The organism is Thiohalocapsa sp. (assembly GCF_022340605.1).
GTDB lineage: Bacteria > Pseudomonadota > Gammaproteobacteria > Chromatiales > Chromatiaceae > Thiohalocapsa.
The window spans coordinates 1-14,055 of the sequence record NZ_JAJDNQ010000017.1 but is presented as its reverse complement, the minus strand read 5'-3'; the positions used below and the strand labels follow the sequence as shown (position 1 = coordinate 14,055).

Here is a 14,055-nt window from a genome sequence, read left to right as displayed (position 1 = left end):
CATCGCTACTTCACTTTCATGCCGGGCTCGGCGCCGGTGTCGGGGCTCAGGATGAAGAGGTCCTTCCCGCCCGGCCCGGCCGCCAGCACCATGCCCTCCGACACGCCGAAGCGCATCTTGCGCGGCGCCAGGTTCGCGACCATCACGGTCAGCCGGCCTTCGAGGTCGGCCGGATCATACGCCTTGCTGATGCCGGCGAAGACGTTGCGCGTCTCGCCGCCGAGATCCAGGGTCAGTTGCAGGAGCTTATCGGCACCCTCTACCCGCGCCGCCTTGGCGATGCGGGCAATGCGCAGATCGACCTTGGCAAAGGTGTCGAAGTCGATGGTCCCGGCGATGGGGTCGCGGGCCAGATGTCCGGCGCCGCCCGCGGGCTGCTCGCTGCCGCCCTGCCCCGATTGCTGCGCTGACGTCGGCGCCATGAGATCTTCTTTGGACGCCTCCAGCATGGCCTGCACCTGCTGCGGCTCGACGCGGGTCATCAACGGCTTGAACTTGGCGATCTCGTGACCCAGCAGCGGCGCGCTCAGGTCCGCCCAGGTGAGCGACGGGATCTTTAAAAACTGCTCCGCCGCCTCGGCGGTGCCCGGCAGAATCGGCTTGAGCCAGCCGATGAGCAGCCGGAACAGGTTGAGCCCTTGGGTGCAGATCCCTTGGAGCCGCTCTTCCTGGCCCTCCTGCTTGGCCACCACCCAAGGTGCCTGCTCGTCGATGTACTGATTGGCCCGGTCCGCCAGGGCCATGATCTCGCGCACCGCGCGGCTGTACTCGCGGCGCTCGTAGGCATCCGCGATGGCCTGTCCGCCGGCGGTGAACTCCTCGAACAGACCGGGCTCCGGCAAGCTCGACGCGAGCCGGCCGTCGAAGCGCTTGGTGACGAAGCCCGCGGTGCGCGAGGCGATGTTCACCACCTTGCCCACCAGGTCCGCGTTTACGCGCGCCTGGAAGTCGTCCAGGCTCAGATCGATGTCGTCGACGCTGGGGCCGAGCTTGGCCGCGAAGTAGTAGCGCAAGTATTCCGGGTTCAGGTGGTCCAGGTAGGTGCGCGCCTTGATGAAGGTGCCACGGGACTTGGACATCTTCTGCCCGTCCACGGTGAGGAAGCCGTGGGCAAAGATGGCCGTCGGCGTGCGGAAGTCCGCACCGTACAGCATCGCCGGCCAGAACAGGGCGTGAAAGTAGATGATGTCCTTGCCGATAAAGTGATACAGCTCCGCAGCGCTGTCCTTGCCCCAAAAGGCGTCGAAGTCCAGCCCCGCCGCCCGGCCCCGCTCGCTCTCGCACAGGTGCTTGAAGCTCGCCATGTAGCCGATGGGCGCGTCCAGCCAGACGTAGAAGAACTTGCCGGGGTGATCCGGAATCTCGAAGCCGAAGTACGGCGCATCACGGGAGATGTCCCACTCCTTGAGGCCGGCGTCGAACCACTCGTCGAGCTTGTTGGCCACCTGCTCCTGCAGCCCGCCGCCGCGGGTCCAATCCCGCAGCATGGGCTCGAAGTCCGCGAGCCGGAAGAACAGGTGCTCGGACTCGCGCTGTTCCGGCACCGCCCCCGACACCACCGAGCGTGGATTCTTCAGCTCCGCCGGCGAGTAGCTCGCGCCGCACACCTCGCAGTTGTCACCGTACTGGTCCGGCGCGCCGCACTTGGGACACTCCCCTTTGATGAAGCGATCCGGCAGGAACATCTGCTCCACCGGGTCGTACGCCTGCTCGATGGTGCGGGCCGTCACATGCCCCTTGTCGCGGTTGCGCTCGTAGATCAGCGTCGCGCAATAGCGATTCTCATCCGAGTGGGTGGAGTGGTAGTTGTCGAAGCCGACGCGGAAGTCCGCGAAGTCCGCCTTGTGCTCCTCGGCGACGCGGGCGATCAGCGCTTCGGGCGTGATGCCCTCCGCCCGTGCCTTCAGCATGATGGGCGTGCCGTGCGCGTCGTCCGCGCACACGTAACAACAGTTGTGCCCGCGGAGCTTCTGGAAACGTGCCCAGATGTCCGTCTGGATGTACTCCACGAGATGGCCAATGTGGATCGGACCGTTGGCGTAGGGGAGCGCGCTGGTGATCAGGATGTCGCGGCGTGCGGCGGTGGTCGCCGGGCTGCCTGGCTTGGGTGCGGTCATGGTCTGGTGGCATAGAAGCGTGTCGGGAGCGGAGCGCTCGGGAGGCCGGCGCCCGCGGAAATCGCGGCATTATCCGGGAACGGGGGACCACGGGGAAAGGGCCGGTGCGTTGCAGGAGCGTGCAGCCACCGCTAGAGTGCGCACAATGCCATACACTTGAAGATGTACGCCGATGCGCACGAACATCGTGTTGGATGAGGACCTCGTGAAAGAGGCCATGGCAATAACCGGCGCCAAGACCAAGCGCGAGGTGGTAGACCGGGCACTGCGGGAAATGATAGCCCGAGCCAAGCGGCTAGACCTGATGGACCTGTACGGTTCTGACGGCATCGATCCCGCCTACGACTACAAGCGTGCCCGCGCCGGGGACGAGTGATCTTGAACCTCGTCGATATACCTCGGTATGGATCGACTTCTTCCGGGCGAGCGACACGCCGCCGGTGCGCAGGCTGAAGGAGCTCCTTCAAGCGGGTGCCGACATCTGCGTAACGCCGCAAATCCTTCAGGAGATACTCCAAGGTACCCGCGACGAAGGCCAGTTCGACAAGTATTTGAGGTACTTCGCGAGCCAGCCGGTCCTGCGGCCCCGCGACGCTGTGGGCTGCGCCGTCGCAGCTGCCCGTCTGTACTTCGACTGTAGGCGCCGCGGCATCACGGTCCGCTCATCCAACGACTGCCTCATTGCCCAGATCGCGATGGAGCACGATGTCGCCCTGTTGCATGACGACACGGACTTCGAGCACATCGCAAAGGTCGCGCCGGAGTTGCGGCAGCGCCGATAAATTCGTGGGTGAGCGTCTCGGTGCACGGGAGGCACTGATTGATCGATGCCTTCCCGGGCGTCGGCGTCGATGCATGTAACCTTGCATGACGACGGCACTCGCCGACTGAGAGTCGGCGGCCCCAGGAGTCAGGTGAAGAGGGTCAGGACGCCGGTATAGCCGTAGAGGCGGTGCTGGAAGATCTCGCCGTTGGCGTAGAAGCCCACCAGTGGAAAGTCGCCGAGCTCGTCGCGGATCTGGCCGAGCTCTTGGGAATCGTCGCCGAACAGGCTGGCACCGCGGCCGAGACAGGAGACGTAGATGCCGCCGCGAGGTGGCCCGCTGAGCCGGGACTTGAGGTGCGCCAACATGCGGCTCAGGTCTTCGCGCGCGCTGGCGGCGTCGCGACGACAGAACATGATCTCCTGCCCCGGCTCGACGAGATCGCCGATGCCGACGAGCTTCTTGTCCATGTCCACGCCGATGAGGTTGCGCACCAGGTAGTCGCCGGTGTCCGAGCCCGGGATAGGCAGGCCGGCGAAGATGTAGCCGCCGACGCGAGAGAGGTCCCGCGCCAGCACCTCACCGATGTCCTCGAAGAACACGTCCAGCGCCGGGCGGTCGTCCAAGCGCACCAGGACGTTGCGCTCCGCCTCGCTGATGCGCCGGTGCGGGCCGATGGGTGAGCAGCCCTGGCTGAGGTTGGTCTGGACGCCGACGGCGTCCGAGAACATGACCCCGGCGATGCCGCCGTCGCCGGGCTCGTCTGCCAGCACCCGCGCGGTGCCGCGCGAGCTGGCGAGGCCGCCCACCAGGAACCCGGTCGCGGTGCGCTCGGCGATACCACGGATCAGGTTTTCGGTGAGCGGGTTCACCGGGTCGGCATGCACCAGGCCGATATACGGTCCGGCGTTGGGTCCGAGCCAGTCGGCAAGCATCGGATCGAGCACCGCCGGGTCCTTCATGACGGGCGGGAACACGCGGAAGCCATCGGCTGGAAGATCCGCGATCATGGCGACGACGGCCGGCTCCTCGTAGTACTCGACGCCGGTGGCGCAGATGGCGAGGCCGACGCAGCCCACCCAATGCTCGATCCCCGTGGCAATGCGCAGCTTGGCGACCACCGCGTCCAGATGCTCGTTGATCGGGTCGGTCACGTAGACGAAGCCGAGGCTGCCCCGGGCGCCCGCGAGCGCACCGGTTACCTCGGCGAGCGCCCGTCGCCAATCGTCGGCGGCGGCGTGGGCGTATCGAAACGGAGTCATGGCGATACCTTCGGATGGGTTACCGATCGGGGCGCAGGGCGGCATTTTCAGGCAGTTCAGACAGTGCATAATGCGCAGTGCACGTCACCAGCTTTTCAGGCATATCCACGCCAGAAATCCTACGCCACGGCGATTGGCGCACGCCAAAGGGCTTTTCCGCACTCCGCACTCCGACCCTCAAACCTCCGCCAAATCTCCCTTTTCCTGCAGCCACGCGCGGCGATCGGCGGCACGCTTTTTCGCCAGCAGCATGTCCATCAGCATGCCGCTGTCGTCGCCGGGCTCGACCGTGAGCTGTACCAGCCGACGGGTGTCCGGATGGATGGTGGTCTCGCGCAACTGCGCCGGGTTCATTTCGCCAAGCCCCTTGAAGCGTTGCACCATGACCTTGCCCTTAAGCTTCTCGGCGGCGATCCGGTCCATGATGCCCTGGCGCTCGGCGTCGTCGAGCGCGTAGAACACCTGCTTGCCGACGTCGATGCGGTACAGCGGCGGCATCGCCACGTAGACGTGCCCCTCCGCCACCAGCCGCGGGAAATGCCGGTAGAAGAGCGCGCACAGCAGGGTCGCGATGTGGGCGCCGTCGGAGTCTGCGTCCGCAAGAATGCAGATCTTACCGAAACGCAACCGTGATAGGTCATCCGAGCCCGGGTCTACGCCGATAGCCACGGCTATATCATGGACTTCCTGCGAGCCCAAGACCTCCGCCGGGTCCACCTCCCAAGTGTTCAAGATCTTGCCCCGCAGCGGCATGATGGCCTGAAACTCCCGGTCGCGGGCCTGCTTGGCGGAGCCGCCGGCGGAGTCGCCCTCCACCAGGAAGATCTCGCTGCGCTCGGGGTCGGTGCTGGTACAGTCAGCGAGCTTGCCGGGCAGCGCCGGTCCCTGCGTGACCTTCTTGCGGGTTACCTTGCGCCCGGCACGCAAGCGCGCCTGCGCGCCGGCGATGGCGATCTCGGCGATGCGCTCGGCGTCCGCCACGTGCTCGTTGAGCCAGAGGCTGAAGGCGTCCTTGACGACACCGGAGACGAAGGCGGCGCACTCGCGCGACGACAGCCGCTCCTTGGTCTGCCCGGAGAACTGCGGCTCCACCAGCTTGACCGACAGAATCCAACTGGCCCGCGCCCAGACGTCCTCCGGCGCCAGCTTGACGCCGCGCGGCAGCAGATTGCGGAACTCGCAGAACTCGCGCACCGCCTCGGTGAGGCCGGTGCGCAGTCCGTTCACGTGGGTGCCGCCCTGCACCGTCGGGATCAGGTTCACGTAGCTCTCGGCGACGGGATCGCCCTCCTCCGGCAGCCAGGTGACCGCCCAGGCGGCGGCCTCGTTGTCGGAATCCATGCTGCCGACGAAGGGCGGCGAGGGCACCGTGGGCAGCTCCGCCAGCGCCTGCTGCAAATAGTCGTTGAGCCCGTCCTGGTAGCACCAGGTCAGCTCCTCGCCGCTCGCCTCGTCGCGAAAGTGCACAGTCAGCCCCGGGCACAGCACCGCCTTGGCGCGCAGGAGGTGGGTCAGCGGGCGCACCGAAAACTTGGGGCTGTCGAAATACTTCGGGTCCGGCCAGAAGTGCAGCCGGGTGCCGGTGTTGCCGCGGCCCACGCTGCCGACCTCTTCGAGCTGCGTGCGCTTCTCGCCGCCGGCGAAGGCCATGTTGTATTCGCGGCCAGCGCGCCTGATCCAGACCTCCAGGTGCTTGGAGAGGGCGTTTACCACCGACACGCCGACGCCGTGCAGACCGCCGGAGAAGCGGTAGCTGCCGCTGCCGAACTTGCCGCCGGCATGCAGCTTGGTCAGGATGACCTCCACCCCGGGCATGTGCTGCTGCGGGTGCATGTCCACCGGCATGCCGCGGCCGTCATCAGCGACCTCGCAGGAGCCGTCCGCGAACAGGGTCACGTCGATGCGCGTGGCGAAGCCGGCCAGGGCCTCGTCGACGCTGTTGTCGATAACCTCTTGCGCCAGGTGGTTGGGGCGGGTGGTGTCGGTGTACATTCCCGGGCGCTTGCGCACCGGGTCGAGGCCGCTCAGGACCTCAATGGCAGAGGCGTCGTAGGTGCCATTCATCGGCGTGGCGATTCTCCTCGGCAAGGCGCTGATCTTGCGCCCGGCGGACGTACGCTGGGGCAGACACTGGTGCAGACACTGGGGGCAGACACTGGGACGCGATCCGGAGCCGCCCGCAAATTGACCGCAAAACGCCGCTAAGCTACCGTAGCTCGGGTCTGGCGCACAAATCCCCCCATGAGCAAGAGCACCCCCAACGAAAAGTCCAGGGCGACGCCCGCAGAGCCCGCGGCCATCACCGAGCCGCCGCAGTTCGAGCGTGCGCTCGAAGAGCTGGAGCGCCTGGTGGACCGCCTCGAGGGGGACGAGCTGACGCTGGAGGAATCGCTCGCGGTGTTCGAGCGCGGCATCGGCCTCACCCGCGCCTGCCAGCAGGCGCTCGACGCGGCCGAGCAGCGGGTGCGCATCCTTACCGAGCAGTCGGACACGGCGGAGCCGGAGCCCTTTCCGGCCCGGGGCGATCCATCGAGCGACGACTGAGCGACGGCTGACAGCAGCGCCCCGCCCAGGCGCCCTTTCCAACCCTATCCCCCAACTTGCCCCACCCGGCAACCGAAGTCGAAGCAGTCCATGAGCCAAGACCGTCTCCGCCCGATGATGGCGCGATGCCGCGAGCGCATCGAGGCCGTGCTGGAGCGCGCGCTCCCGGCGGCCGATGCCGAGCCGCAGCGCCTGCACGAGGCGATGCGCTATGCCGTGCTCGGCGCCGGCAAGCGCATACGCCCCATCCTCGCCTACGCCGCCGCGGACGCGGTGGGCATACCCTGGGAGCGGGTGGACGCCGCCGCCGCGGCAGTGGAGCTGATCCACGCCTACTCGCTGGTGCACGACGACCTGCCGGCCATGGACGACGACGACCTGCGCCGCGGCCGGCCCACCTGCCATAAGGCCTTCGACGAGGCCACCGCCATCCTGGCGGGAGACGCCCTGCAGACGCTGGCCTTCGGCTTGCTGGCGGAGGATCGGCATGCAGACCCGGACGCCCGCACGCGCATGGTGGCCATGCTGGCGGAGGCCGCAGGTGCCCCCGGCATGGTTGGCGGCCAGGCGCTGGACCTCATGGCCGAGGGCCGGCAGCTCGACCTCGATGCGCTCAAGAACATTCACCGCCACAAGACCGGCGCGCTGATCCGCGCCGCCGTCAACCTGCCGGCACTCGCGAGCGGCAGCCCACGCCCGGCGCGGACCGCGGCACTGGATCACTACGCCCAGTGCATCGGGCTCGCCTTCCAGATCCAGGACGACCTGCTGGACGTGGAGGGCGACACCGCCGTCATCGGCAAGACCAGCGGCGCCGACGCCGCGCACCACAAGGCCACTTATCCGTCGCTGCTCGGCGTCGACCAGGCACATGCGGCCGCGCGGGAGCTGGTCGACGCGGCCGCGACCGCGCTGGCGGACTTCGATAGCGGCGCTGACCCGCTGCGCGCAATCGCGCGCTACATCATCGACCGCGACCGCTGAGACGATGTGACAACGGCCTATTGCGGCGTCGTGCCAGGCGGCTTGCGTCGCTCGGACCAGAGAAGGCCCCGACAATCAGCCGGTTGTTTTAGCGCCGCGCCAGGCTTGGTTCCCCGGCCCGAGCTTCAGGGCGTAAGCCCCCGAGGCCGCCCGCCGGATGGCCGGCAGCCCCGGCGGGTGCCGCGCATTTGCCCTGCCGCGGGCGATCTCCCATAATCTGATTATCACGCAAGTGTCGGTCCTGCCGAAGAATATCCGGACAGATTAACCGGTTTGTTCCGACGCAACCGGCACAGAACCACGCGTTGTCGCCCGCTCCCGCCCGACCTGACCCAGTCCGGCCCGGTCGTTGGCCTGCGACAGCCGCCCGAGTCAAAGAGGATGCCGTTCATGGAATCCAGGCCTGCCACGGCCACCACTCCAGAGGCGATCGGCCCAGAGGCAAGCGCCCCAGAGACGATCGCCCCAGACGCCATCGCAGACGTCCAGGCAAGCGCCGACAGCCGCCGCATCGCAATCGACAAGGTGGGCATCAAGGACATCCGCCACCCGGTGAAGATCAGGGACCGCAGCGGCCACGAGCAGCACACGGTGGCCACGTTCAACATGTTCGTGTACCTGCCGCACAACTTCAAAGGCACGCACATGTCGCGCTTCGTGGCCATCCTGAACGGCCACGAGGATGAAATCGGCGTCGGCACCTTCAAGCAGATGCTCGCCGAAATGGCCGAGCGGCTGGAGTCCGAGGCCGGCCACATCGAGATGCGCTTCCCGTTCTTCGTCAAGAAGGCAGCGCCCATCACGGGTGTGCCCAGCCTGATGGACTACGACGTGACCCTCATCGGCGACATCCGCGAGGGCAAGCCGCAGATGTCCATCAAGGTGGTGGTGCCGGTCACCAGCCTCTGCCCCTGCTCCAAGGAGATCTCCGCCTACGGTGCCCACAACCAGCGCTCGCACATCACGGTGCAGGCGCGCACGCTCGGCTTTTTGTGGATTGAGGAACTGATCGAGATGGTCGAGGCCGAGGCGTCCTGCGAGCTGTTTGGCCTGCTCAAGCGCCCGGACGAGAAGTACGTCACCGAGCGCGCCTACGACAACCCCAAGTTCGTCGAGGACACCGTCCGCGACGTTGCCCGCCGGCTCAACGACGACGAGCGCATCAGCGCCTACGTGGTGGAGGCCGAGAACTTCGAGTCCATTCACAACCACTCGGCCTATGCGCTGATCGAGCGCGACAAGGACACCGCCGGCTGAGCCCGGCGTGGATACACCTGGTTGTGCGCAACGCGCCAGCCCAAACGCCGGCGGCGCGTGATTGGCCGAAGCTAGTGCACGGAATAAGGAGATGTCGTTACCGTGCACTATCCAACGCGAGCACGTGTCGCCCTGGAGGGCGACACGGATCAGCGCCGCGGGCGGCGCTGGCGGCCGTCTCGATACCTCTGCGACAGCGTACTAGTCGGACACGCGCAGCGACATAGTCAACTGCTCCAGAAACGCCGCCGTGTCCTCGCGCGCCTGCTCGAAGCTCACGTCGAAGCGCTCCTCGAGCCCGCGCGCCAGCGCGTCGACGCTGTGAACGCCGGAGAGGATCTGCTGCACCAGCGACACGCCGGTCTTGGACAGCGACAACACTTGGTGGCCGTCGAAGTCGAGCATGACGCCACTGCCGTCGGGCAGCACCGTCGGGCCGGCATCACCGTTGCGAAGACGGTCGATCAAGTCATCGGATACCACGTCGGACATGGGCACTCAAGATACTTGGAGTCGGTGCGTCTCAACGAAATCGGCGGATACGGATTGGGCATTAAGGTCGGACACGTTGGTGCCGTTAAGGCAGACCCACGCGTGGCCCGAAGGCACGCCACCCGCGCCGCCTTCATGCGTGAAACCTATGGCAATCGAAACTTCGCCCCGTTCCCGCAACAGGCTCGCCATGACCAAAGAGCGGGTGACACAGCTATCCAGGCCACCGAACCTGCCGATATAGCGGCTCGCCCGGTACGCGGCGCAACGGACATCGTGCAGGCCGGCATGCGCCGGAACTGGAAGCCACCGCCGGCACAGACGGCGCAGCGTTTCCGGCATTGGGCGAGCGCGCCAGGATCGGCCGGCAAGCCACGCGAGGTAGAAGGCGTTGAGGAACAGAAGCACGTCGCCGACGCCTTTGCCACAGTCCACACTCGCAGAACCTTGCCGGCGCTGCGCACGCCAGTGCATCCCTCGATGCGCGCGCACGGCCACCGGCGTGTCCGGCGCGCGCTGCTCGACAATTTCGGCTCTATTCCCGCGGTGCCACGGAGCCAAGGCCGCCCGATTCACGCCCCAGTTGCATTCAAGCGAGCCCGGCGCCAGACGGCCGACACACCACCTGCCCGCCGCAAGGTCAGGACAGAGAGCCCCGGCAGAAGCAGCAACAGCGGAGCCGGCACAGGAGTGTCGTACTGAGGCGCAGAGAAATCGTCATTCACCAGGGTGAAAGCAGTGCCCGACGTCGGTATGGCAAGCCAACTCACGCCCGCGGCGTCGTTGACGTTCAGCGTAGCCCGGGCATTTATGGTATCCGCCGGATTGCGGTTATAGCTCCAGAGATAGGGCACGGCCGCGCCGTTGAACGAATCGCCAAAGTTGAGCGAGAGCCAGAGCGGCACGTCAGCGGACAAGGCGATGGGCTGTTCGAGCTCGAACAGGTATTCGTAGGGGGTGTACTCGACGCCGCCAATGAGCTGGTTGGCGCCGGCGATCACCTTATTCAGAACCGTCGCAGCGCCCGATCCATTGGTCAGCGCCTGAGATGCAGGGGCCGTCGGTGATACCGATGACGCATCGCCATTCGACCAGAAGGCATAGTTCAGCGCTTCCGGGGCCGCCAACTCATCACGTACGTACGCCCAAAAGGTCCCACCGGTCACGGTGGTGTCCGCCGACAGCGTGAAGTCATCCGCCGTGGCGTAATTGCCAAAAATCACGAAGCCGTTCGGATCCGACAAGTCCATCGGCGAGTTGTCGAATACTACCGAGGACCACGCGGGGGCTGCCACCAAGGCCAGAACCGCACCGACTGCTGTATACAGTTGCGAAAGCATTTGTTGGAACCTATATCCGAAGCTTGAGAATTTTCCCCTCGGCCTCATGCCCCCCGCCGCGCTGCTGACCTGATGCACCCCTGCGACGCAACGGCGCATGGCAGGCGCCTCAGCCCCGGACAGCACACAAGCGCTGGCACCTACCGCCGCTGCCGCGATGACCAGGAAGATTGCGCAGCCTCCGGCGTCGAATCCCTGAGCTACCTTTGCCGTGAAGCGCGCCGACGCCGCACGACACGCGCACCGAACAGACCGACGGCCATCAACGGCAGGGTAGGAGGGAGAGGCACTTGAATGTCAAAAGCGGTGCCGCCCGCGGGGAAATTGAACCAATTGGTCCCACTGTCGTTCGACACCAGCACACCCGAGGGCTCGCTATTATAGGCCCATAATAACCTCGTCGGTCCCGACGTTGGCGCCGTCGTCCCTAGATCCAGCACCAACCAATAGGTTGTCCCTGCCGTTACGCCGACGCCGCCCAAGTCGAAGCCGTAAGTGACCAAGTCGTAGCTGGCGCCGCCGATGGAATAACCGCTACCGCTGTTGTCATCGCGAGCGAACTCCTTCACCGCGACACCGCTGTCTGCGCCGTCTGTAATCGCCCCAGAGCCGGGCTTACCACTACTGTCGAGCGCAATCCGATAATCGAGCATGTTGCTCCAACTCGCCGCAACGTACTCGTAGGCCTGAAACGTGGCCCAGCCAAGCTGGGTATCGAACGTCACCGAGAAATCGTCCGCAGCAATAAGGCCATCACTGAAGGCCACGCCGTTGGGCCGGCCTGCCGACGTTGTGTCCGCCAGGCCATTGCTGAATGCCACTACCGCAAACGATGACAGCGGCATCGTCAGGCACAGCAGAGCGGCGGGAACGGTGACGATTTTTATCATTGCAGGCACCCCTAGCGGAAACTCTCAATATTGAAGCCGGGCAGCGGACTTGGGCCGCAGCGCGCCATCCGCGTTGCGACCAGACTTGTCGCCGGTCGGATGCTGGGGAACACAGCGACGAGCTTTACAGCCAAGATCCCGTTCGGCGCACGTCGCTTACTTTAGCAGTAACTGTGCCAACAATTTCAATAATATGATTTAATGAAGAATTTAGTAGTACAGCGAGCGACAGCCACGGAGGACTGTAAAAAAAACTGACAGCGGCCTTAAACTCAAGTGCTGGGAAACTCGGCCTCGGTGCCGGTTGGCACTAGCGGCGCGACGCAAGCCGTTGCTCACAACCATGCCGAAGCGCGAGGGAACACGCGCCGCCCACGGTCATCAACCAAACGCGGCACCTGGCATCGCACCCGTGAGGTGGGTCGCAAACAACTCACCGAGGCGCCGCGCCTCGACCCTGGCGTCACATAGAAGATCCGTCCCCACGATGAGCCGAAAAGCGGGCACATGGCACACAAGGTCGCGGGCTGCCGCGAGCAGTGCCGGCGGTGCGAATGGCTGGCCTGCAGAGAGATAGCTGTTGCCGGCGATGACGGCCATGAGCCCCTCGGCCTGACTCACCGGCTGCATCCGTGATGCCGGTCCGCGGGCCGAGGCATCCAGAATCACGAGTCCAATGACCTGCGCGTCACCACAGAACAGCTCTGGCGCACGGACTCGTCGGATACGACGCTTGGAGTCAGCGACGGGCTCAGCCCATGCCCGCAAAGACTCCGGAAGCAGCGCTGTACCACCCGGCCGCAGATACATGTCGGCGCGCAGCGGCTCGACCCAGAAACCGCCCCCTCCGCCGGGCACCCGGGATACCACCACGTGATCGTCGGAAATGACACGTCCGGCGTGCAGCCAAGCCGCCGCGAGGGTCGATTTGCCCTGACCAGAGGCCCCGAACGCTAGAATTGCACCCGCATCCGTAACCAGGGCCGCCGCGTGGAAAGCGAGCACACCGGTCCGGGCCAAGCGGTAGAGCACACCAGCACCGACCGCGCCGGCGAGGACATCGCCTGGCGCAGCACCAACGTACACATCGACCGCGTCCTCGCCGGGCGTGAACGCGATACAGCCGTCCGCGAAGTAGATCCTTAGACCAGGCTCGCGGTGGCAATGTATCTCTTCTTCCAGCCGAAGCGGCAATGGCCACGGGAGCCCGGCGCTCGGCGCCGCGTTGAGCAGTCGCAGGTGATGAGGACGATCACGGGCACTCGCCGCGACGCGGGCAATGGCCGGATCGCAACGCGGCACCGGAGCGCCGCCCAAGCGCTCCAGACCGACGTGCCAATGCGTACCGCCGACCCGAAAATTGTCCACCGAGAGGCGATTTCGCCCCACGAAAACAGCTAGGCGTGGCCGCCAGGGAATCCGGGGTAGTCTCCAGAATAACCACCGCCGCCACGTACGACCTCGTCGAGCCGCTGCGCGCTCACCTCGGGCTTTATGTAGACCTCCCGAGGTACCTTAAGTATTTCTACCTGTTCATTCGTGGTTTTTTCGCCGAAATTCATCTCGGACAACCTCCTCGATCTTTACATAAATTAACCCCTAGAGTTTGCGGCGAGTTCCCCCTAAGATCAACCCTCCAAAGCGCGCACGAATCGTTCAAACGTGACGATCCGACCACACACGCCAGCCAGCGCCTGGCCCGCCCGCGCCCGCGCCCACAACCTGGCGGCGCCCTTCGTATCCAGCACCCCATGCTGCACCAGCCGCCAGCAGCCAGGGGGTCCCAACCTCATCAGCGCCTCCGGCGCATAGGTGGTCACGAGCCCGGGACTGACCTTTTTTCGTGGCCAGGGCGGATCGCAGCCGAGGGACGCCGCCGCCGACCGGCGGAGCAGCGCCTTCTCGTGCGTGCCGCAGGCAAGGTCGCGCAGGTGCAGCCGGAGTCCGAGGTCCATGGCCCGGCGGTGCAGGAACGGCATCTGCGGCTCGACGCCATGGCGCTCGTTGATCTGCTCGTGGGGTTCGATGCCGGTGATCAGCGTGTAGTGCCACAACTCCTCGAGCTGCACCCCACGGGAAAAGCCATTGGCGCTCCGCCCGGCGACGAAGCTGTGCGACGCTGCCTTGAATAGCGGCAGCCAATCGGGACTCAGCGGCACCGGCGGCTGCTCGGGCCGAAGTACCCGCCGCAAGCGGCTTCCATGCGGTGCGAGCCCATGCGAGAGCAGCAAGCGGAGCCGATCGCGCACGCCGGCACTGGGCCGGTAGTAGGACTCCAAGTGCAGAAGGTCGCGGAGGGCCCCGATCAAGCGCCCGCGGCGCAGAGCATCGGCGATGTAATACGCATATCCGGTCAGGCCAGCCTCGGCCCCAATGCCCTGGATGTGGCCCTCGAGCCCCGTTGC

The 14,055-nt window shown here is 65.9% G+C and carries 14 protein-coding genes; 5 read left to right on the top strand and 9 right to left on the bottom strand.

What is annotated here, in order from left to right; genetic code table 11:
* Positions 1-5: 5 nt before the first annotated feature.
* Entirely contained in the window at positions 6-2,117 is a 2,112-nt protein-coding gene (gene metG, locus LJE69_RS01415; protein ID WP_296920585.1) for a methionine--tRNA ligase, read from the bottom strand.
* A 172-nt stretch (positions 2,118-2,289) separates the two neighbouring features.
* Here metG and LJE69_RS01410 point away from each other — a divergent pair, with 172 nt between their 5' ends.
* Positions 2,290-2,493 carry a type II toxin-antitoxin system VapB family antitoxin gene (locus tag LJE69_RS01410; RefSeq protein ID WP_296920584.1) on the top strand — a complete coding sequence of 68 codons (204 nt, stop codon included), beginning with the start codon at positions 2,290-2,292 and terminating at the stop codon, positions 2,491-2,493.
* Complete coding sequence (locus tag LJE69_RS01405) at positions 2,471-2,899, top strand: PIN domain-containing protein (RefSeq protein ID WP_296920581.1); 429 nt, start codon at positions 2,471-2,473, stop codon at positions 2,897-2,899. The genes LJE69_RS01410 and LJE69_RS01405 overlap by 23 nt, the downstream gene beginning before the upstream one ends.
* Before the next feature lie 128 nt (positions 2,900-3,027).
* Here the strand turns inward: LJE69_RS01405 and LJE69_RS01400 are convergent, their stop codons facing one another.
* Both LJE69_RS01400 and parE read right to left on the bottom strand, forming a co-directional pair.
* A complete protein-coding gene (locus LJE69_RS01400) occupies positions 3,028-4,143 on the bottom strand; it encodes an FIST N-terminal domain-containing protein (protein WP_296920577.1) in 1,116 nt (371 codons plus the stop codon).
* 177 nt (positions 4,144-4,320) lie between these two features.
* On the bottom strand, positions 4,321-6,207 hold the full coding sequence (parE, locus tag LJE69_RS01395) for a DNA topoisomerase IV subunit B (protein ID WP_296920574.1): 1,887 nt from the start codon (positions 6,205-6,207) through the stop codon (positions 4,321-4,323).
* A 177-nt stretch (positions 6,208-6,384) separates the two neighbouring features.
* Between parE and LJE69_RS01390 the strand changes: the two genes are divergently transcribed.
* From LJE69_RS01390 to folE2, 3 genes are all read left to right on the top strand, one after another.
* Positions 6,385-6,687 carry an exodeoxyribonuclease VII small subunit gene (locus LJE69_RS01390; RefSeq protein ID WP_296920570.1) on the top strand — a complete coding sequence of 101 codons (303 nt, stop codon included), beginning with the start codon at positions 6,385-6,387 and terminating at the stop codon, positions 6,685-6,687.
* Between the two features lie 90 nt (positions 6,688-6,777).
* Complete coding sequence (gene ispA / locus LJE69_RS01385; protein WP_296920567.1) at positions 6,778-7,671, top strand: (2E,6E)-farnesyl diphosphate synthase; 894 nt, start codon at positions 6,778-6,780, stop codon at positions 7,669-7,671.
* A 390-nt stretch (positions 7,672-8,061) separates the two neighbouring features.
* On the top strand, positions 8,062-8,928 hold the full coding sequence (gene folE2 / locus LJE69_RS01380; protein WP_296920564.1) for a GTP cyclohydrolase FolE2: 867 nt from the start codon (positions 8,062-8,064) through the stop codon (positions 8,926-8,928).
* Between the two features lie 201 nt (positions 8,929-9,129).
* Here folE2 and LJE69_RS01375 read toward each other — a convergent pair whose 3' ends face one another.
* The 6 genes from LJE69_RS01375 to LJE69_RS01350 all read right to left on the bottom strand — a co-directional run.
* Positions 9,130-9,420 (bottom strand): PqqD family protein, encoded by a 291-nt coding sequence (locus tag LJE69_RS01375; protein ID WP_296920560.1) that lies wholly within the window; start codon positions 9,418-9,420, stop codon positions 9,130-9,132.
* Positions 9,421-9,426: 6 nt separating this feature from the next.
* Positions 9,427-9,828 carry a lasso peptide biosynthesis protein gene (locus LJE69_RS01370; protein WP_296920558.1) on the bottom strand — a complete coding sequence of 134 codons (402 nt, stop codon included), beginning with the start codon at positions 9,826-9,828 and terminating at the stop codon, positions 9,427-9,429.
* A 164-nt stretch (positions 9,829-9,992) separates the two neighbouring features.
* Positions 9,993-10,760 carry a hypothetical protein gene (locus LJE69_RS01365; RefSeq protein ID WP_296920555.1) on the bottom strand — a complete coding sequence of 256 codons (768 nt, stop codon included), beginning with the start codon at positions 10,758-10,760 and terminating at the stop codon, positions 9,993-9,995.
* Between the two features lie 200 nt (positions 10,761-10,960).
* A complete protein-coding gene (locus tag LJE69_RS01360; RefSeq protein ID WP_296920552.1) occupies positions 10,961-11,650 on the bottom strand; it encodes a hypothetical protein in 690 nt (229 codons plus the stop codon).
* Positions 11,651-12,031: 381 nt separating this feature from the next.
* Positions 12,032-13,018, bottom strand: a complete 987-nt coding sequence (locus tag LJE69_RS01355; protein WP_296920549.1) for a hypothetical protein — start codon at positions 13,016-13,018, stop codon at positions 12,032-12,034.
* 260 nt (positions 13,019-13,278) lie between these two features.
* Positions 13,279-14,055 (bottom strand): asparagine synthase-related protein (locus LJE69_RS01350; protein ID WP_296920546.1); only part of this gene is annotated, 777 nt, incomplete at its 5' end.

Bases quoted from the DNA above. Each gene is read 5' to 3' on its own strand.
- LJE69_RS01410 (WP_296920584.1), top strand. From the start codon at position 2,290: ATGCGCACGAACATCGTGTTGGATGAGGACCTCGTGAAAGAGGCCATG.
- LJE69_RS01360 (WP_296920552.1), bottom strand. From the start codon at position 11,650: ATGATAAAAATCGTCACCGTTCCCGCCGCTCTGCTGTGCCTGACGATG.
- folE2 (WP_296920564.1), top strand. From the start codon at position 8,062: ATGGAATCCAGGCCTGCCACGGCCACCACTCCAGAGGCGATCGGCCCA.
- LJE69_RS01365 (WP_296920555.1), bottom strand. From the start codon at position 10,760: ATGCTTTCGCAACTGTATACAGCAGTCGGTGCGGTTCTGGCCTTGGTG.
- LJE69_RS01375 (WP_296920560.1), bottom strand. From the start codon at position 9,420: ATGTCCGACGTGGTATCCGATGACTTGATCGACCGTCTTCGCAACGGT.
- ispA (WP_296920567.1), top strand. From the start codon at position 6,778: ATGAGCCAAGACCGTCTCCGCCCGATGATGGCGCGATGCCGCGAGCGC.
- parE (WP_296920574.1), bottom strand. From the start codon at position 6,207: ATGAATGGCACCTACGACGCCTCTGCCATTGAGGTCCTGAGCGGCCTC.
- LJE69_RS01400 (WP_296920577.1), bottom strand. From the start codon at position 4,143: ATGACTCCGTTTCGATACGCCCACGCCGCCGCCGACGATTGGCGACGG.
- metG (WP_296920585.1), bottom strand. From the start codon at position 2,117: ATGACCGCACCCAAGCCAGGCAGCCCGGCGACCACCGCCGCACGCCGC.
- LJE69_RS01390 (WP_296920570.1), top strand. From the start codon at position 6,385: ATGAGCAAGAGCACCCCCAACGAAAAGTCCAGGGCGACGCCCGCAGAG.